Below are 17,638 nucleotides of genomic sequence, written 5' to 3' on the forward strand. Positions count from 1 at the left end.
TTTTGCTTAAGCGGCCAGGGCGAAGTCCTGAGGCACGTCTTGTACGCCCACCAGCGCCACGTCGGAGGCGGCGACAGCAGCCGAGTCCACATGCGCCACACCGGCAGCGGCCAGTTGGTCGAACGTCGAGTTGATCGACAGGCTTGGGTCGATGTCCTTGAGCAGGGAGTCGATCGCCGACGCCAGTGCCGAGCTGTCGCCGCTCATCAGGCCGTAGACGATTTTGTGCACCTGGCCGTCGCGGCCTTCGGACTGCTGGCTCGACAGGCCCAGGTTGGCGAAGCTGACTTCCTGCTCGGCGAGGGCATAGCTACCGCCGGCCGCGCCGCCCGTCAGAATGGTGCCCAGGTCCAGCGAGTCGATCGAACCCCACAAGGTGTGCGACGGCGGGTTGAACAAGGTGTAATGCAGGTCGCCGTTGGCCACCACCGCGGCATTGCTGACGGTGCTCGACACGCCATATTGGGTGCCGTCGAACGGGCCAGGATTGAAACCACCGGTATTCGAACCCTCTTTGACCGACCCTTCACGGTGGTTCAGGTCACCAAAGTAAGCCGACCAGTCGCTCAGGTACTCGGCAACGGTGTTCGCGGCGTAGGCGGTGCTGTATGAAATAGAAATGCTCATGCAAAACTCCAAGTCATGGGGTGGTATCTCCGCAGCAAGCCAGTGCCTGCTGTGGTTTTGCCCGTCACTGGGCAAAATCGGTCAGAACTGATATTCAACGGTGCCCTGCAAGGTGCGCCCACGCCCGAGGGTGAAGGCCAGTACGTCGCCCAGCGGCACCAGGTAGGCGCGGTCGGTGACGTTTTCCATGGCCAGGCGCAGGGTCAACTGCTCGGTAGCGCGGTAGCTGCTGTAGAGGTCATAGACGGTGTAGGGCTTCCAGTCGGCCGGGTAGACGCCGGTTTGCGAGGTGGTCACGCCGGCGCCACCTTTGACGTAGTAACCGCCGCTGTAGCGCGCACGAACCCCCACATCCAACTTGCGCTCGAACAAGCGTGCGCCCAGCGTCGCGGTGCCGCGGTCCATCGGCATGTGTTCGGAGGAACCCAGGATCGCGCTGCAGCTCTGACCCGCATTGGCCATGTCGTCCGGCACCATCGCGTCTACCGGCGCTCGGCTGCCCGGCCCCTTCTGGATCTTGGTGACTCCACCCAGCCACGCGGTCTTGCTGCAGAACGTATTACTGCCGAGCATCCGCGTGTAGTTGAACTGGCCGTAGGCGAACCCGGCGTCGTAATCCAACTGGTATTCGAGGCCGCGAAAACGGGTGGTTTCCAGGTTGTTCACATACGCCGCATTGCCGATATTGGCGATGCCATAACCGGGCGGCTGCACCCCCAGGGCCATATAGGAAAAGTCATCCACGCGGGTGTTGAAGTAGGACACCTTCATGCCCACGCGGTCCTCGGCGAACAGCAGGTCTTCCTTGAGCACGTTGAAGCCGACCTCCCAGGCCGTGGACGTCTCGGGCTTCAAGTACGGGTTGGGGAAAATCGACTCCGAACCGCCGCCGTGGGGCCGGCCGCTGACCAGTGTTTCGGTGACGGCCGGAGGGCGCCAGCCCTTGCCGTACGTGGCGAACAGTTGCAGCCAATCCACGCCGGGCTTGACTGACAGGCCGAAGGTCGGCGAGAAGTGCCCCTCTTCCCGATCCACGTCATAAGTCATGGGCAAGCCGATTTGTCGCGTGGTGCCGATGATGAAGGTACGGGTGTTCAGGCCGGTTTCGCCGCGCAGCCGATAGCGGTCGTAACGCAACCCGGCATTGAGGTTCAGCCAGTTGTCGTAGTCGTAGTCCAGGCGCGCGAACAGGCTGCCCATCGCCCGGTCACCTTTAGGCGTGATGCTTTCCGCCGCCGAGGCCGTCACCGCCGAATCGGCGGCCACCATTTGATTGGAATCCGGCCGGACCTTGTCGTAGAAAAACTCCAGGCCGTAGTTGGCCTTGATCACCGACAGCTCGCTCAAGGCGAAGGTCGAGATGTTCTGCGCCTGCAAACCATAGGTGTTGGTCTGGTAGGTAACGTCGTAGCCCTTGCTGCTGCCACGGGTCAGTGTGGTCTGGTCATTGCGGGTGTCGACGTAGTAGAGCTTGGCCTTGAAATCGATCAGCGGGTTGTCCGGCGTGTAGCTGTAGTCCAGTGCGAAGTTCTGCGCCGTGACATTGCTGCTGCCGAGCTTCTCCCAGAGCTGGGCCTTTTCGGCGGTCATCATGTTGACGTCGTCGTAGTCGACCTCGGTGGTCAGGTAGCTCAATTGCAGACGCTGATCCACCGGCAGGTTCAGACCCAGCTTGAGCAGGCGTGAACGCATCACCGAGCCGGTGTACTCGACGGTGGAGTTTTTGATCCGGTCTTCACTGGCCGGCAGGAAAGAACTGCCGGTGCGCAACTCGCCGATGCTGCCCCGTGTGCCGGGTTTGTAGTCGCCGAGATGACGTTCACTGGCAGCCACCAACATGTCCCACACATCGGTGCCCACGGCAAACGCCGAACTGCCGATAAAATGCGTGCCGTTGCTGCGCCCACCCAGCCCGGTGGTCAAGCGGATGCGCCCACCGATTTCCTTGCCGCCCTTGAGCAGGTCGGCGGCTTCCACGGTGCGAAAATTGGCCACACCACCGATCACCCCGGCGCCGCCCATCGTGGACGTGGCGCCCTTTTCGATCACCACCTCCGACAGCAATTCCGGGTCGACATACAGCGTGCCATTGCGTTGCTGGTGGCCACTTTGCTGGTAGTTCTGGCGCATGCCGTCCACCGACATGTTGACCCGGCCATAGTCCTGGATGCCGCGAATATTCACCGACAAACCGGGGTCTTGCTGGCTGACCGCCGAGTAGACGCCCGGCGCCTCTTCGAGCATCTCGGCGGCATGCCGTGGTGGGTTTCGATCCAGTTGCTCACGCCCGACCACACTCACCGACCGTGGCGATGAATACACCCAGTCGTTGGGGTGCAGGCCGGTGATCGTGGTAGTTGCCAGTGCCAACGCGGCGCCGCTCTGCTCGACGCGGGTCAGGGTGACTTGGCGCTCGCCATTGAAGCGATACTCCACCGGCGCATTCCCCAACAGACGCGCCAAACCTTCCTGCACGCTGTATTGCCCTTTCACGGCCGTACTCTGCAAACCGGCCAGGCGCTGGCTGTCGAACAGCACTTGCAGGCCGGCCTGGTCGGCGAATGCCAGCACAGCACTGCCCAGGGACTGCGCGGGGATATCCAGCATCAGCACCGCAGGGTGTGCAGCATTCGCCTGAGACTGAGCAGCGAATACCGGAGCCACAGCGGCGAACAGGCCCAGGTGGATGGCCAGGGCTAACCGGCTTGCGGTGATACGCCCCTTGTTGAGTGCTGACATTTCTGTTGTTCCCTGCGCTGAGCGCTTTCTTGTTTATGCGAATGCTTCTCACCTAGCAAGACGTGCGACGCGCACGAAGTCAGTAAGGTTTTTTGAAAGTTTTTCAGGAAGGGGGATTTCAGGCGGTGGGAGCTGGCCCCCACCGGGTCATCAATAGATCAGGCTGAGGCCAGCCAGGTCCAGGCGTTGCACCTGCAGTTCCTGGGTCAGCGTGGCAAGGGCGGTGTCGAGCATGTCAAGGCGGAACACGCCGCTGACTTCACGCTCGCCGAGGGCCGAGTCAGTCAACACCACGCGCCCGGGACGGTAGCGGTTGAGTTGTTCGATGACATTGGCCAACGGCTGGCGATCAAAGATCAACACACCGCGTCGCCAACTGGTGGCGTGCGCGACGTCGAGCTGATCCAAAGGCACGATGCCTTCCTGAGTGCTGTAGCGTACGGCCTGGCCTTGTTTGACCACTTTGTCGGCCGGGCCTTTTTTCGGGATGGCTTGCAGCGTGACCTCGACACTGTGTTCCAACACCCCGGTCCACGCCTGGCTGTCGCCCTCGCGCTCCACCACAAACTTCGTGCCCAGCGCCCGGGTCTGCCCGCCAGCGCTCTGCACCACGAACGGTCGGGTTTCCTCGCCCACCTTCGGTGCCACATCAAAGATCGCCGAGCCCTGCAGCAGGCTGATGCGGCGTTGCACACTGTCGTAATCCAGGCGGATGGCACTGGCGGAATCCAGTTCGACCTTGCTGCCATCGGCCAGGTGCACGGTGCGCACTTCGCCTTTCTCGGTGATGTAGTCGGCCTGCATGTGCAGCAACAAGTCCGGACCACGCACCCAGCCGACACCGGCTACCACCACGACCAGCGCGACGGCCGCCGCACGTTGCCATGGCCGGCGCCGCCTGGTCCCGCGCACAGGCTGCGTCGCCGTCGACGGGCGCTGGCGGTTCACCGGGGGTTCCTTGTACACCTCGCCCAGTGCCGCCCAGGTCTGTTCGGCAAAACGCAATGCCGCTTCGTGGCGGCTGTCGCAGGCGATCCAATGCCGCAACTCGGCCTGCTCCTGTTCGGTCAGGGCACCGGCGTGCAGGCGCACCGCCCACTCGGCGGCCGCCTCGGTAATGCTGTGCTGCTGCGGACCCTGGCTATTCACGTGTGAATCTCGAATTTTTCGTTATATAACGCTGTGACGAGTGAACGGGCGTTTTTCGGTAATTCATTCGTCGGATGGCGCCCTCTCGCCTTCCTGCAAGCGTTGCATCACGTAGGCCAACGCTTTGGCCAGGTGCTTTTGGACGCAGCTGTCAGAGATGTCCAGGTGCCGGGCGACCTGGGCATGGGTCATGCCTTCGATGCGGTTGAGGCGGAAAATCTGCTGGGTGCGCTCCGGCAACTCCGCCAGTGCCTGCTTCAATGCCTGTCGCTGTTGCTGCGCCATTGCCTGAACCTCCAACCCGGCCACGTCATCTTCAATCTCGGCCAGCGCCTCATGGGGCACGGAGTCAGTCTTGCGCCGCGCTTCCTGGCGAATATGGTCGATCAGCAGATTGCTTGCCGTTCGATAGAGATAGCCCTGGGAGTTGTCGATGCGCTCGCCCGCCGGCTTTTCCGCCAGGCGCAGGAAGCTCTCCTGCACCAGGTCTGCGGCCAACTGCGGGTCCCGTACCTTGCGCGCCAGATACCCGCGCAAGGCATCGGCATGCTTGAGAAACAGGCCTTTGAGATCCACGTCCGACAAACCGACTCCCTGGAATGTTAAGGAAACAGGCGGGCATCTTAAGCGTTGTCGAGAATGATTTTCAATTGATATCTAATCTGATCCGCCGTTATGAACGGCCTGATTAACGGTTCGATAATCGAACACATACGCCACCATCAATTGACCAAATTAACCATTCAGTACATTTTATCTGCACAACTAACAAGAATTGTGGAGAACACCCCATGCCGCCTATCGTGCTGGTGCTCAACGGTCCCAATCTCAACCTGCTCGGCACCCGCGAGCCCGCTACCTACGGCCATGAAACCCTGGCCGATGTGGCTGCCTTGTGCGGCCGCAGCGCTGAACATCTGGGCCTGAAAATCGAATTCCGCCAGACCAATCATGAAGGCGAACTGCTCGACTGGATCCACGGCGCCCGCGCCCGCTGCGCCGGGATCGTGATCAACCCGGCGGCCTGGACCCACACCTCGGTGGCGATCCGTGATGCGCTGGTGGCCAGTGAAGTGCCGGTGATCGAAGTGCATCTCTCCAACGTGCATGCCCGCGAAGCGTTCCGTCATCACTCCTTTGTGTCACCCATCGCCAAGGCCGTGCTCGCGGGGTTCGGCAGCCACGGCTACCACCTGGCGCTGGAACACTTCAGCCAGTTGCTCAAAGGATCGGCCCGATGAAAACACGCATCCTCGCCGGCCTGATCGGCGCTGGCATCCAGGCTTCCCGCACGCCCGCGCTGCATGAACAGGAAGGCGATGCCCAAGGTTTGCGTTACTTGTACCGCCTGATTGACCTTGAGCCCCGGCAGTTGGGCATCGACGCCTTGCCCGATCTGCTGCGCGCCGCCGAGCTCATGGGCTTTACCGGGCTGAACATTACCTACCCGTGCAAGCAGGCTATCCTACCGCTGCTCGATGAACTGTCCGACGAGGCCCATGGCATTGGCGCGGTCAACACGGTGGTGTTCAAGGACGGCAAGCGCATCGGCCACAACACCGATTGCCTGGGATTTGCCGAAGGGTTCCGGCGCAACTTGAGTGATGTCGCCCGCCAACGCGTGGTGCAGATGGGCGCCGGCGGTGCAGGTGCCGCAGTGGCCCATGCGCTGCTGGCCGAGGGAGTGCAACAGTTGAGTATTTTCGACGTGGACCCCGCCCGTGCCCGCGACCTGGTGGAGAACCTCACGCTACGTTTCGGCCCAGGGCGCGCCCAAGTGGGCAACCACGTAGAAAACGCCGTGGCCGAGGCCGATGGGCTGGTGAACACCACGCCGATGGGCATGGCCAAGCTGCCCGGCACACCGGTGCCCGCCGCTTTACTAAGAGCAGACCTGTGGGTGGCGGAAATCGTGTATTTCCCGCTGGAAACCGAACTGCTGCGCGATGCCCGCGCATTGGGCTGTCGCACCCTGGATGGCGGCAACATGGCGGTGTTTCAGGCGGTGAAGGCGTTTGAGCTGTTCTGTGGGGAAGTGCCGGATGCGCAGCGCATGCTGGCGCACTTCCAGTGCATGAATACCTGACTGAGTTGGAATAAAAATCCAAATGTGGGAGGGGGCTTGCCCCCGATAGCGGTGGATCAGCCAGCTTATCTGTAGCTGACCCACTGTCATCGGGGGCAAGCCCCCTCCCACATTTTAAATGCATTCCAACCTGAGACTTCAGGCCTGGAGGTAACGCATCACCGAATCACAAATCATGTCCCGATGCCGCTGTTTAACCGCCTCATCCGACAGGTCGATCTGAAAAATCTCACTGAAGGTATGGCGGTTGGACACCCGGTAAAAGCTGAACGAGTTGATCAGCAGGTGCACGTCCAACGGTTCCAGCCCTTCCCGGAACAAGCCCAGCTCGGCGCCACGGCGCAAGGTCTCCCCCAACCCTTCAAGGATCTTGCTGTTCATCGCCTTGATGGTGTCTGTACGCTTCACGTACTCGGCATTGTGGATATTTTCGATGCTGACAATGCGCACAAAATCCACATTCTGGTCATGGTGATCAAAGGTGAACTCCACCAGCCGCCGGATCGCTTCACGCGGCTCCAGGGCCGTGAGGTTCATGCGGGTCTCGGTGTTGCGGATGTCGCCGTAGAGTTTCTCCAGCACCTCGACGTACAACTGCTCCTTGCTGCCGAAGTAGTAATAGATCATGCGCTTGGAGGTGTGGATACGCTCGGCGATCGCGTCCACGCGAGCGCCGGAAAGGCCCTGCTGGACAAACTCGACGATGGCTTCCTGGAGTATGTTTTCGCGGGTCTTTTCCGGATTGTTCTTACGACTCTTGCGAGGTGCCTCGGTGGTCATGGTGCGCTCACGGCCAGTGTTATGCAGGCCGTGATTATGGGCCGCGACGCTCCCCGAAAGAAAGCACCGCACCGCCGTTATAAACGCGCCTGGCGCACCGCACCGCTGCGCGATTTGGCCATGGCGGCCAGGCGCACCGCCACGTTGGCTGCGCCGTAGCCGGCATAACCATTCTTGCGCTGGATGATCTCGAAGAAAAACCGCCCTTCGAAGGGTTCGGTGTAGACGTGAAACAACTCGCCGCCCTGGGCATCGCGGTCGTACAGCACGTTGTAGTACGCCAGCTCACTGAGGAACTCATCGTCGAAATCGAAACGCGCCGCCAGGTCGTCGTAGTAGTTGAGCGGGATATCCAGCAGCGGCACACCGGCCTCCTTGGCGCGGCGCACTTCGGCAAAGATATCCGCGCAGTCGAAGGCAATATGGTGCACACCCGAGCCGCGATAGCTCGACAGCGCGTGGGAAATCGCCGTGTTGCGGTTCTCGGAGATGTTCAGCGGCAGACGGATCGAGCTGCAACGGCTGCGCAGCGCGCGGCTTTTCACCAGGCCGTAAGGGTCGGGCAGTACCACTTCGTCATCGGCTTCGAAATCCAGCAGGCTCTTGTAGAACAGCACCCAGCTGTCGAGGCTGTCGGCTGGCAGGGCCATGGCCATATGGTCGATACGCAGCAAGCCGCCGCTGGATGACACGCCGGGCTGCAGGTTGAAGTCGGTGTCGTACAGCCCGCCTTCACTCTGATCCACCAGGTAAATCAGGCTGCCATCCGGCGCACGTACCGCCGCCAGCTCCAGCTCATTCGGCCCGACCAGGCCGCGATACGGCTGGCCTTTGTACGCCACCGCCCGCTCCAGGGCCTTGGCGCTGTCCTTGACCCGAATCGCGGTGGCACACAGCGACGGCCCATGGGCCTCGAAAAAGTTGTGGGCAAACGAATAGGGTTCGCAGTTGAGGATCAGGTTGATATCGCCCTGGCGCAACAGGCTCACGCTCTTGGAGCGATGCTGCCCGGCCTTGACGAAACCCAGGCGTTCCAGCCAGTGGGTGAGCTTGGCGCCAAGGCTCTCGTCCACGGCAAATTCAAGGAACTCGATGCCGTCGTATTCGCTGGCAGGCGGGGTATCAAACAGAATCTCGACCGGTTGCGCCGGCGCTTCCTGTTTCAGGCGTTCGCGAGTTTTCTCTTCGAGGTACAGCAGGGAGCGCAGGCCATCCGCCGCGTTCGCACGGGTGGGCGCGGCGCGGAAGCCGTCGTTGAAAATTTCCAGGGACAGCGGCCCGGTGTAGCCGCTCTTGATGATCGGCCCGAGGAACCCAGCCAGGTCGAATTCGCCTTGGCCGGGGAAGCAGCGGAAGTGCCGACTCCACTCCAGCACGTCCATGGCCAGGATCGGCGCGTCGGCCATTTGTACGAAGAAGATCTTGTCGCCGGGGATCTCGGCGATGGCGCTCGGGTCGCCCTTGAGGGACAGGGTATGAAAGCTGTCGAGCAATACACCAAGGCTCGGGTGATCGACCTGACGCACCAGGTCCCACACCTGTTGCCAGGTATTTACATGCTTGCCCCAGGCCAGCGCTTCATAGCCAATGCGCAAGCCACGACGGCCGGCGTGTTCGGCGAGCAGGCCGAGGTCATCGAGCAGAATGCGCTCGTCGCCCACGCAATCGGCGGAGGCATTGCTGCACACCAGCACCAGGTCGGTGCCCAGTTCCTGCATCAAGTCGAATTTGCGCTCGGCGCGCTCCAGATTGCGTGCAAGGCGGTCTCGACGGCAGCCTTCAAAATCGCGAAACGGCTGGAACAAGGTGATGGCAATGCCCAGGTCGGCACACATTTGCCTGACTTCACGGGGGCTGCCATCGTAATACAACAGATCGTTTTCGAAAATTTCTACGCCGTCGAACCCGGCGGCCGCGATGGCTTCGAGTTTCTCCGGCAGGGTTCCGCTCAAGGAAACGGTGGCAATGGAGCGTTGCATGGGCGACTCCCGGCATTTAGGTGCGTCTTGTTTACGGCAAATTATTGGCCGCTAAACTGTTCACAGCAATTAAAATGTACGAACCGGTTAGTTTTTGGTGCGATTATCGAACACAAAGCCGTTTTGGCGAATTGACGATTTTTTAGCCGCTGCGCACCATCGATTCAGTAACAAGACCCAGAACACACCATAAAAATTTCAAAAAACGGGTACGACCTCATGCCTCTGCAAAACTCCGTCCTGGCCGACCGCCCGGGCACACCGCACGCCGGCATCGGCGACAAGATCCGCGGCGCCCTGGCCGTGGGTAAAACGCGCTGGGGCATGTTGGCCCTGGTGTTCTTCGCCACCACCCTCAACTACATCGACCGCGCCGCATTGGGCGTGATGCAGCCTATCCTCGCCAAGGAGATGAGCTGGACGGCGATGGACTACGCCAACATCAACTTCTGGTTCCAGGTCGGCTATGCCATCGGCTTTGTGCTGCAGGGCCGCTTGATCGACCGGGTCGGTGTGAAACGCGTGTTCTTCTGCGCGGTCCTGTTGTGGAGCCTGGCCACCGGCGCCCATGGCCTGGCCACCTCGGCGGTGGGCTTCATGGTCTGTCGTTTCATTCTCGGGCTGACCGAAGCCGCCAACTACCCGGCCTGCGTCAAGACCACGCGCCTGTGGTTCCCGGCCGGTGAACGGGCAGTGGCCACCGGTATCTTCAACGCCGGCACCAACGTGGGTGCGATGATGACGCCGATGCTGCTGCCGTTGATCCTGCACGTGTGGGGCTGGCAGGCGGCGTTCCTGTGCATGTCGGCGCTCGGCGGAATCTGGCTGCTGTTCTGGGGCTTGAAGTACTTCAACCCGGAAGACCACCCCACCGTCAAACAATCCGAACTGGACTACGTGCAACAGGAAGTCGAACCGGAACAACCCCGCGTGCCCTTCAGCCGCATCCTGCGCATGCGTGGCACCTGGGCCTTCGCCCTCGCCTACTCGATGACCGCGCCGGTGTTCTGGTTCTACCTGTACTGGCTGCCGCCGTTCCTGAACCAGCAATACAACCTGGGCATCAACGTGACCCAGATGGGTATCCCGCTGATCATCATCTACCTGACCGCCGACTTCGGCAGCGTGGGGGGTGGGATTCTGTCGTCGTTCCTGATCGGCCGAGGCATGAACTCGATCAAGGCGCGGCTGCTGTCGATGCTGCTGTTTGCCTGCTGCATCGTCGGCGTGATCATGGCCGCCGGTTCCAGCCAGCTGTGGGTCGCGGTGTTTGCCATCTCCCTGGCGATTGGCGCACACCAGGCCTGGACCGCCAACATCTGGAGCCTGGTGATGGACTACACACCCAAGCACATGATGAGCACGGTGTTCGGTTTTGGTGGCATGTGCGCGGCCATCGGCGGCATGTTCATGACCCAGATCGTCGGCCACATCCTCACGGTCACGAACAACAACTACACCGTGTTGTTCACCCTGATCCCGGCGATGTACTTCATTGCGCTGACCTGGATGTACTTCATGGCACCGCGCAAGATCCCTACCGTGGACGTTTGATCTACCGTCTCAGCTACCGGCGCCGCTGCTGCCAGGCAGCGGCCAGCCCGCTCATGCAGATCACCCCGATACCGACCACCGTGGTCAGGTCCGGGGTGTGATTGAACACCAGCCAGCCCAACAACCCCGCGAACACGATCTGGCAATAGCCAAACGGCGCCAGCAAGGCCGGTGCCGCGAAGCGGAACGCCTGGGTCAGCATCAAGTGCGCGGTCATCCCGCAGGTGCCCAGGGCCAGCATCAACACGCCGTGCCACAGCGTCGGCACTTGCCAGAAGAACGGCACCATCGCACTCATCACCAAGGTATTGCACAGGCCGGCGAAGAAGTTGCTGGTGGTGGGCGTGTCGTATTGGCTGAGAATGCGCGTGAGCAGTTGGTAGAAGCAGAAGAACAGCGCCGAACACAGGGGCAACAAGACCGCCGGGGTGAACAGTTCGCCGCCCGGGTGGATGATGACCAGCACCCCGACAAACCCGCAGATCACCGCCAGCCACTGGCCACGTGTCACATGTTCGCCGAGCAGCGGCACCGAGAGCGCCGTTACCAGGATCGGTGCAAGGAAGTTCACCGCCGTGGCTTCCGCCAGGGGGATGAAGTGCAGCGCCGAGGTGAAAAACAGGCTGGTGCCCAACAGGCACAGCGCCCGCACCACCTGCATACCCGGCCGTTTGCTGCGCAGCACGCGCAAGCCCGATTGCGGCAGGAAGATGCCGGCCATCAACAGGGTGTGCACCAGGTAACGCGCCCACACCACCATCACGATCGGGTAGAACCCGGCCAGGTATTTGGACAAGGCGTCATGGCTGGAGAACAGGAACGTCGCCAGTACAATCAGCAAAATGCCTTTGAAGGGGTGGTTGACGCCGGAAAGGGGGGTGCTGACAGTCATGGAATTCTCTTGCGTGGCGAGCTGAACGCGTGGCACTCAACCCGGTAATCTAGCAGCCGGGCCTGCGTCTGCCCCTAGAGCATAACCAAACACCGTGCGAACAGCGCACTAAATCACGGGATTCGAGTCCAACGCTGCACGTTGACCGCCGTGTTGCACACTTTTTAATCAAGGCCTTGCTGCTATGAAAAAAATCCTCTTTGTCCTGTCTGCCCTTGCCCTGCTCACCGCGTGCAACCAGCAAGAGCAGCCAGCCCCCAAGCCGGCACCGGCGTCCGTGCAGGCCACCCTGGTGCCGGCAACGCCGCCCACCGACAAATGGCTCGGCAAGTGGATCGGCGTAGAAGGCCTCTACCTCACCATCGCCAAGGACGACAGTATTGGCCGTGGTCACTACATTCTGACCATGAAATATGGCCTTGATGACGACGACTCCGGCACCTTCAAAGGTGAAGCCAACGAAGACGGCATCGCCTTTACCCGCCCGGACGGCCCCCAGCAATTGAGCGCCGGCGACGGCGAAGCCACCGGTTTGAAATGGTTGGCGGATAAAAAGGATTGCCTGATTGTCGATACCGGCGAAGGCTATTGCCGCGATTAACGGCCATACTCTTCCCCAATTAATGTAGGACCGTTCACCGAGAGGATTGCCCCATGCTATGGAAAAAAGGCCGACGCAGCGACAACGTGGTCGACGCCCGCGATGACAGCGGCGGTGGTGGGGGCGGTGGTGGGGGCGGTATGCGCTTTGGGGGCGGCAAGGGCCTGAGCCTCACGGCCATCGTGCTGATTGTCGGCATCGGCTGGTTGACCGGCCAGGACCCGTTGCAGATCCTCGGCCAACTGACCGGCCAGATGGAACAGGCACCCTCGGTGAGTACGCAGACACGTCAGGCGCCGCCGGCCAACGACGAGCAAGCGGACTTTGTCCGCGCCGTGCTGGGCGATACCGAAGACACCTGGGGCCAGGTGTTCCAGGAAAACGGCCTGGCCTACAAGAATCCGAAACTGATTCTGTTCCGTGGCCGGGTCAATTCCGCCTGCGGGGGAGCCACCTCGGCCAGCGGCCCGTTCTATTGCCCGGCTGACCAGCAGGTGTACCTGGACCTGGATTTCTTCCGGGAAATGTCGCAGCGCTTCCAGGCCGCCGGTGATTTCGCCCAGGCCTACGTGATCGCCCACGAAGTCGGGCATCACGTGCAGACCTTGCTGGGCATCTCGTCGAAAATCCAGGCCGCACGCCAGCAGGGTCGACAGATGCAAGGTGATGGCGGCCTGCTGGTGCGCCAGGAACTGCAGGCCGACTGCTTCGCCGGGGTCTGGGCCAACCGTGCGCAAAAGCGCCTCAACTGGCTGGAACCCGGCGATATCGAAGAAGCACTGAACGCGGCCAACGCCATTGGCGATGACCGCTTGCAGCAACAGGGTCAGGGGCGTGTTGTGCCGGACTCGTTTACCCACGGCACCTCGGCACAGCGGGTTCGCTGGTTCAAGACCGGCTTCGCCCAGGGCCAGATCACTCAATGCGACACGTTTACCGCCAAGAGTCTTTGAATGAATAAACGCTTGGGATTGCTGCTGGGCTTGTTAGTCACGTGTTCAACCTGGGCCGCCGAACACGGCGTCAAGGACGTCAGCCCCCATCGTTTCCACCTGGAGGCCGGCGATCTCAGCCTCGGTTTGAGCCAGGATTGGCGCCAGCCACTGCCCCAGGTCACCCGCGCATTGATCATCGTGCACGGCCGCCTGCGCAATGCGCAAACCTACCTGCAAAGCGCCGAAGACGCCGCCGAGCACGCAGGCCAGAGCGCCAACACACTGGTGATTGCGCCGCAGTTTCTGAATGCGTCCGACGTCAAGCGCAACCACCTGGACAATCAGGTACTGCGCTGGAACGGCAATGACTGGATGGCCGGCGAGCCCTCCACCGGTCCGGGACACATCAGCTCCTACGGCGCCCTCGACCAGATCATCAAGCACCTGGGCAACCGCACGCTGTTCCCGGCGCTGAAGGAAATCGTCGTGGCCGGCCACTCCGGTGGCGGCCAGGTGGTGCAGCGCTTCGCCCTCACCGGGCACGACCATCCGCTGCTGCAAACCGAAGGCATCAGCCTGCGTTACGTGGTGGCCAACCCTTCGTCCTACGCCTACTTCACCCCCCAACGCCCGGTGAAGTTCGATACCGCCCGTTGCCCAGGCTTCAACGACTGGAAGTACGGCCTGCAAGACCTGCCCGACTACGCCAAGGGCCAGAGCGCCCAACAGCTCGAGCAGGCTTACGTGTCACGCAATATCACCTACCTGCTGGGCCAGCAGGACACCGACCCGAACCACCCCGCGCTGGACAAAAGCTGCGCCGCCGAGACCCAGGGCGCGTACCGCCTGATTCGTGGGCACAACTACTTTGACTACCTCAAGCAGCGGCATCCGCAGCTGAGTCATAAGTTGGTGGAAGTGCCGGGGGTGGGGCATGACGGAGACGGGATGTTTACGTCGCCCGAGGGCCAGAAAGTACTGTTCACGCCATAACCTGTGGGAGGGGGCTTGCCCCCGATTGCGGTCTGCCAACTACACATGTGCTGATTTATACACCGCTATCGGGGGCAAGCCCCCTCCCACAGTTGATCTCTATTGTCTGGGCTGGATCATCTGGTGCAGCACCGCGCAGTCCGATGCATGCCAATCCGCCAACTCCGGCCACGGGTTCTCCGGCAGATTCACCAACACCGTTCGCGTCCCCGCCGCCCGGCCGCAGTCCAGGTCAAAGCGGTAATCACCGACCATCACCATCTCGCTTGGCGCCACATCCCACGCCGCCGCGAGTTTCAGCAGGCCGTCCGGATCCGGCTTCGGTTGCGCATCGTCACGCCCCAGCACGTCCTCCATGGCAAAACAGTCCGCCAGGCCAATCGCGTCCAGGGTGATATGCGCCAACTCCCGCGCATTGCGCGTCAGGATACCCAGGCGATAGCCACGCCCGGCCAGTTCGCGCACCAGTTCTACCGCGCCTTCGGCGGCCACCGACTCCAACGCCAGCTCACGCTCGTGCTCCAGCAACCAGGCATGCTTGGCCGCCGCAACCTCCTTCGGCAACGCCGCCAGGTGCGTGAGGATGTCGTCTTCGGGTGGAATCTCCAGGGCCACGCGAATGGCCGCGAAATCATGCACGGCCACCGTCAGGGTGCCGTCCATGTCGAACACCCAATGTTTAACCTCTGTTAGGCTCATGCCCAATCCTTGCGATGGCGAATCAGGCCTTCCTGGGTGACCGAGGCCACCAGTTGCCCGGCGCGGTTGTACACGCTGCCTCGGGAGAACCCCCGGGAATTGCCGGCCCACGGGCTGTCCATGGCGTAGAGCAACCAGTCATCGGCACGCAGGTCGGCGTGGAACCACAGCGCGTGATCGAGGCTGGCGACCTGCATGTCTTTCTGCCACACGGTCTTGCCGTGGGGCAGCAGCGAAGTGGTCAGCAGGCCGAAGTCCGAGGCGTAGGCCAGCAGGTATTTGTGCAGCGCCGGTGCATCGGCCAGGGCGCCGTCGGCGCGGAACCACACGTACTTGACCGGGTCGGACGGTTGCGGGTTGAACGGGTCTTTCTCGGTGACCGGGCGCACTTCGATCGGCTTGGGGCACAGCAGCTTGTCGCGCATGTGCTCGGGGATCAGATGCGCGCGTTGCTGGGTCAGTTCCAGCTCCGACGGCAGGTTTTCCGGGCCGACCACCACGGGCATGGTGGTCTGGTGATCGAAGCCTTGTTCGTCGTACTGGAACGAGGTGGTGCAGGTGAAGATCGGGTGGCCCTTCTGGATCGCCGTCACCCGGCGCGTGCTGAAACTGCCGCCGTCGCGCACGCGGTCCACCGAGTACACCACCGGCAACTTCGCGTCGCCAGGGCGCAGGAAATAACCGTGCAGGGAATGCACGTGCCGCGCTTCTTCTACGGTCTGGCTGGCCGCCGACAGCGACTGGCCGAGCACCTGGCCGCCGAACAGTTGGCGAAAACCCAGGTCCTGGCTGCGGCCACGAAAGAGGTTTTCCTCGATCGGCTCCAGGGTCAGCAGGTCCACCAGATCTTCCAATACTTGGCTCATAGAGCAACTCCTAAAATCTATCGGGCATTCCGGGCTGCCTATCCGTGCAGCGTGTCCAACCATTGGGCGCGGGTGATGCGGTACAAAACATGATGGCGCAGCGGGTCATCGGCTGCGACCTTGGGGTGTTCAAAATCTGCCTGGGGATCGTAATGCATACCGATGGCCTGCATGACTTTTTGTGATGGCAGATTGGATTCGGTGGTGAAGGCGACAATCTCGTCCAGGTTCAGACGATCAAAACCACAGCGCAATGCGGTCCAGGCGGCCTCGCTGGCATAGCCCAGGCCCCAGTGTTCGCGAGCCAGGCGCCAGCCGATTTCCACCGCCGGGGTAAAGTCGGCATCGAAGCTGACATTCAGCAACCCGGTGAGACCGATGAATTCCCCCGTGTCCTTGCGTTGCAACGCCCACAGGCCAAAGCCGTATTCGGCGAAGTGGCCGCGAATCCGGCCGATCAACGCGGCGCTTTCCAGGTGGCTCAGTGTGGCCGGGAAATAACGCATCACCTGCGGGTCGGCGCACATGCGCGCAAAGTCCGGCAGGTCGCTGTCGCGCCATTGGCGCAACAAAAGGCGTGCGCTTTCCAATTCGAGTATCGGCTCCATGGGTCCCCTCCCTTGCCATGTGCGTGAGTGTACAACGCGGGTAAGATGCGTCGCAGGTTCCCGTCAGAAAATCCCATGCCTCTGCCATTGATCTACCACGATGACTACAGCCCCGAGTTCCCGGCGGACCACCGGTTCCCCATGGACAAGTTCCGCCTGCTGCGCGACCACCTGGTGTCCACCGGACTGACCGAGGACAGCCAACTGCTGCGCCCGCAGCTGTGCCCGCCAGAAATTCTGGCCCTGGCCCATGACGCTGGGTATATCGAACGCTACATGGGCGGCGAGTTGTCCCGCGAAGACCAACGTCGCCTCGGCCTGCCCTGGAACGAAGCCCTGGCCCGGCGCACCGTGCGCGCGGTCGGTGGCTCCATCCTGGCAGCGGAGCAAGCACTGGAACACGGCCTGGCCTGCCACTTGGCCGGCGGCACCCACCACGCGCACTACGATTACCCGGCGGGCTTCTGCATCTTCAATGACCTGGCGGTGATCAGCCATTACCTGCTGGCCAGCGGCCGGGTCAACCGCGTGCTGATCTTCGATTGCGACGTGCACCAGGGCGATGGCACGGCACGCATCCTCCACGACACGCCGGACGCCATCACCGTATCGCTGCACTGCGAAAAGAACTTCCCCGCGCGCAAGGCCCAGAGCGACTGGGACATCCCTCTGCCGATGGGCATGGGCGACGCCGATTACCTCAAGGTGGTGGACGACGCGCTCAACTACCTGCTGCCGCTCTACCAGCCGGACCTGGTGCTGTACGACGCCGGCGTCGATGTGCACAAGGACGACGCCCTCGGTTACCTCAAGCTGACAGACCAAGGCGTCGCCGCCCGCGACGAAAGCGTGATGCGCCATTGCCTGGGCCGCGACATCCCGGTGATGGGCGTGATCGGCGGCGGCTACAGCAAGGACCGCCCGGCCCTGGCCCGCCGCCACGGCATTCTGCACCACAGTGCGCAACGGGTATGGACGTCATCAGGTTGTCACTGAACTGTGGGCGTTACCCACAATGCCTGTGGAACCACCTGTGGATAACTTGAGTGTAAGCGTGTGAGAGCTACTAATCATAAGGCCTGTAGGAAGCTGTACGTTTTTTGATCAGGCGTTTTCACTCTCGTCGGGTA

Annotated in this window: 17 protein-coding genes; 7 read left to right on the forward strand and 10 right to left on the reverse strand. The window is 61.9% G+C overall.

The genetic code is table 11. The features are described 5' to 3' along the window. Positions 1-6 precede the first annotated feature (6 nt). The 4 genes from K5K89_RS25390 to K5K89_RS25405 form a co-directional block, all read right to left on the reverse strand. Positions 7-627 carry a heme acquisition protein HasA gene (locus K5K89_RS25390; RefSeq protein ID WP_222540464.1) on the reverse strand — a complete coding sequence of 207 codons (621 nt, stop codon included), beginning with the start codon at positions 625-627 and terminating at the stop codon, positions 7-9. Positions 628-708: 81 nt separating this feature from the next. Beyond that, positions 709-3,366, reverse strand: a complete 2,658-nt coding sequence (locus K5K89_RS25395) for a TonB-dependent receptor (protein ID WP_222540465.1) — start codon at positions 3,364-3,366, stop codon at positions 709-711. Positions 3,367-3,516: 150 nt separating this feature from the next. After that, on the reverse strand, positions 3,517-4,515 hold the full coding sequence (locus K5K89_RS25400; protein ID WP_222540466.1) for a FecR family protein: 999 nt from the start codon (positions 4,513-4,515) through the stop codon (positions 3,517-3,519). Positions 4,516-4,578: 63 nt separating this feature from the next. After that, positions 4,579-5,100, reverse strand: a complete 522-nt coding sequence (locus tag K5K89_RS25405; RefSeq protein WP_092248238.1) for an RNA polymerase sigma factor — start codon at positions 5,098-5,100, stop codon at positions 4,579-4,581. A gap of 206 nt (positions 5,101-5,306) precedes the next feature. Here K5K89_RS25405 and aroQ point away from each other — a divergent pair, with 206 nt between their 5' ends. Both aroQ and K5K89_RS25415 read left to right on the forward strand, forming a co-directional pair. After that, the gene (aroQ, locus tag K5K89_RS25410) at positions 5,307-5,756 is read left to right on the forward strand and encodes a type II 3-dehydroquinate dehydratase (protein WP_222540467.1); all 450 of its coding nucleotides are present in this window, start codon (positions 5,307-5,309) and stop codon (positions 5,754-5,756) included. Continuing rightward, on the forward strand, positions 5,753-6,601 hold the full coding sequence (locus K5K89_RS25415; protein ID WP_071489936.1) for a shikimate dehydrogenase: 849 nt from the start codon (positions 5,753-5,755) through the stop codon (positions 6,599-6,601). Before aroQ ends, K5K89_RS25415 begins: the two co-directional genes overlap by 4 nt. Positions 6,602-6,739: 138 nt before the next feature. Here K5K89_RS25415 and K5K89_RS25420 read toward each other — a convergent pair whose 3' ends face one another. Further along, on the reverse strand, positions 6,740-7,381 hold the full coding sequence (locus K5K89_RS25420; protein ID WP_033897904.1) for a TetR/AcrR family transcriptional regulator: 642 nt from the start codon (positions 7,379-7,381) through the stop codon (positions 6,740-6,742). 77 nt (positions 7,382-7,458) lie between these two features. After that, positions 7,459-9,360 carry a 3-dehydroshikimate dehydratase QuiC gene (quiC, locus tag K5K89_RS25425; protein ID WP_071489935.1) on the reverse strand — a complete coding sequence of 634 codons (1,902 nt, stop codon included), beginning with the start codon at positions 9,358-9,360 and terminating at the stop codon, positions 7,459-7,461. Positions 9,361-9,579: 219 nt separating this feature from the next. On the opposite strand from quiC, the gene K5K89_RS25430 reads away from it, so the two are divergent. Next, on the forward strand, positions 9,580-10,914 hold the full coding sequence (locus tag K5K89_RS25430) for an MFS transporter (RefSeq protein WP_092248230.1): 1,335 nt from the start codon (positions 9,580-9,582) through the stop codon (positions 10,912-10,914). Positions 10,915-10,927: 13 nt separating this feature from the next. Here the strand turns inward: K5K89_RS25430 and K5K89_RS25435 are convergent, their stop codons facing one another. Then, entirely contained in the window at positions 10,928-11,806 is an 879-nt protein-coding gene (locus K5K89_RS25435; protein WP_071489933.1) for a DMT family transporter, read from the reverse strand. Positions 11,807-11,990: 184 nt separating this feature from the next. Between K5K89_RS25435 and K5K89_RS25440 the strand changes: the two genes are divergently transcribed. The 3 genes from K5K89_RS25440 to K5K89_RS25450 are packed head-to-tail and all read left to right on the forward strand — an operon-like array spanning position 11,991 to position 14,335. Next, on the forward strand, positions 11,991-12,407 hold the full coding sequence (locus K5K89_RS25440) for a membrane lipoprotein lipid attachment site-containing protein (protein WP_071489932.1): 417 nt from the start codon (positions 11,991-11,993) through the stop codon (positions 12,405-12,407). Positions 12,408-12,460: 53 nt separating this feature from the next. Further along, entirely contained in the window at positions 12,461-13,360 is a 900-nt protein-coding gene (locus K5K89_RS25445; protein ID WP_222540468.1) for a neutral zinc metallopeptidase, read from the forward strand. Continuing rightward, positions 13,361-14,335, forward strand: coding sequence for an alpha/beta hydrolase (locus K5K89_RS25450; protein WP_222540469.1), 975 nt, complete (start codon positions 13,361-13,363; stop codon positions 14,333-14,335). Between the two features lie 99 nt (positions 14,336-14,434). Here K5K89_RS25450 and K5K89_RS25455 read toward each other — a convergent pair whose 3' ends face one another. The 3 genes from K5K89_RS25455 to K5K89_RS25465 are packed head-to-tail and all read right to left on the reverse strand — an operon-like array spanning position 14,435 to position 16,508. After that, positions 14,435-15,034, reverse strand: a complete 600-nt coding sequence (locus tag K5K89_RS25455; RefSeq protein WP_092248221.1) for an HAD family hydrolase — start codon at positions 15,032-15,034, stop codon at positions 14,435-14,437. Then, positions 15,031-15,900 carry an acyl-CoA thioesterase II gene (gene tesB, locus K5K89_RS25460; RefSeq protein WP_025858197.1) on the reverse strand — a complete coding sequence of 290 codons (870 nt, stop codon included), beginning with the start codon at positions 15,898-15,900 and terminating at the stop codon, positions 15,031-15,033. The genes K5K89_RS25455 and tesB overlap by 4 nt, the downstream gene beginning before the upstream one ends. 38 nt (positions 15,901-15,938) lie before the next feature. After that, entirely contained in the window at positions 15,939-16,508 is a 570-nt protein-coding gene (locus tag K5K89_RS25465; protein ID WP_071489928.1) for a GNAT family N-acetyltransferase, read from the reverse strand. Between the two features lie 75 nt (positions 16,509-16,583). Here K5K89_RS25465 and K5K89_RS25470 point away from each other — a divergent pair, with 75 nt between their 5' ends. Continuing rightward, positions 16,584-17,504 carry a histone deacetylase gene (locus K5K89_RS25470; RefSeq protein ID WP_071489927.1) on the forward strand — a complete coding sequence of 307 codons (921 nt, stop codon included), beginning with the start codon at positions 16,584-16,586 and terminating at the stop codon, positions 17,502-17,504. Positions 17,505-17,638: the final 134 nt, after the last annotated feature.

The sequence above is a fragment of the Pseudomonas sp. DR208 genome (assembly GCF_019823005.1).
In the GTDB taxonomy this organism is placed as follows: domain Bacteria; phylum Pseudomonadota; class Gammaproteobacteria; order Pseudomonadales; family Pseudomonadaceae; genus Aquipseudomonas; species Aquipseudomonas extremorientalis.

Coding starts and splice junctions, on each gene's coding strand:
- K5K89_RS25465 (WP_071489928.1), bottom strand. CDS start 16,508: ATGGAGCCGATACTCGAATTGGAAAGCGCACGCCTTTTGTTGCGCCAA.
- aroQ (WP_222540467.1), top strand. CDS start 5,307: ATGCCGCCTATCGTGCTGGTGCTCAACGGTCCCAATCTCAACCTGCTC.
- quiC (WP_071489935.1), bottom strand. CDS start 9,360: ATGCAACGCTCCATTGCCACCGTTTCCTTGAGCGGAACCCTGCCGGAG.
- K5K89_RS25390 (WP_222540464.1), bottom strand. CDS start 627: ATGAGCATTTCTATTTCATACAGCACCGCCTACGCCGCGAACACCGTT.
- K5K89_RS25420 (WP_033897904.1), bottom strand. CDS start 7,381: ATGACCACCGAGGCACCTCGCAAGAGTCGTAAGAACAATCCGGAAAAG.
- K5K89_RS25470 (WP_071489927.1), top strand. CDS start 16,584: ATGCCTCTGCCATTGATCTACCACGATGACTACAGCCCCGAGTTCCCG.
- K5K89_RS25440 (WP_071489932.1), top strand. CDS start 11,991: ATGAAAAAAATCCTCTTTGTCCTGTCTGCCCTTGCCCTGCTCACCGCG.
- K5K89_RS25450 (WP_222540469.1), top strand. CDS start 13,361: ATGAATAAACGCTTGGGATTGCTGCTGGGCTTGTTAGTCACGTGTTCA.
- K5K89_RS25445 (WP_222540468.1), top strand. CDS start 12,461: ATGCTATGGAAAAAAGGCCGACGCAGCGACAACGTGGTCGACGCCCGC.
- K5K89_RS25455 (WP_092248221.1), bottom strand. CDS start 15,034: ATGAGCCTAACAGAGGTTAAACATTGGGTGTTCGACATGGACGGCACC.
- K5K89_RS25415 (WP_071489936.1), top strand. CDS start 5,753: ATGAAAACACGCATCCTCGCCGGCCTGATCGGCGCTGGCATCCAGGCT.
- K5K89_RS25435 (WP_071489933.1), bottom strand. CDS start 11,806: ATGACTGTCAGCACCCCCCTTTCCGGCGTCAACCACCCCTTCAAAGGC.
- tesB (WP_025858197.1), bottom strand. CDS start 15,900: ATGAGCCAAGTATTGGAAGATCTGGTGGACCTGCTGACCCTGGAGCCG.
- K5K89_RS25430 (WP_092248230.1), top strand. CDS start 9,580: ATGCCTCTGCAAAACTCCGTCCTGGCCGACCGCCCGGGCACACCGCAC.
- K5K89_RS25395 (WP_222540465.1), bottom strand. CDS start 3,366: ATGTCAGCACTCAACAAGGGGCGTATCACCGCAAGCCGGTTAGCCCTG.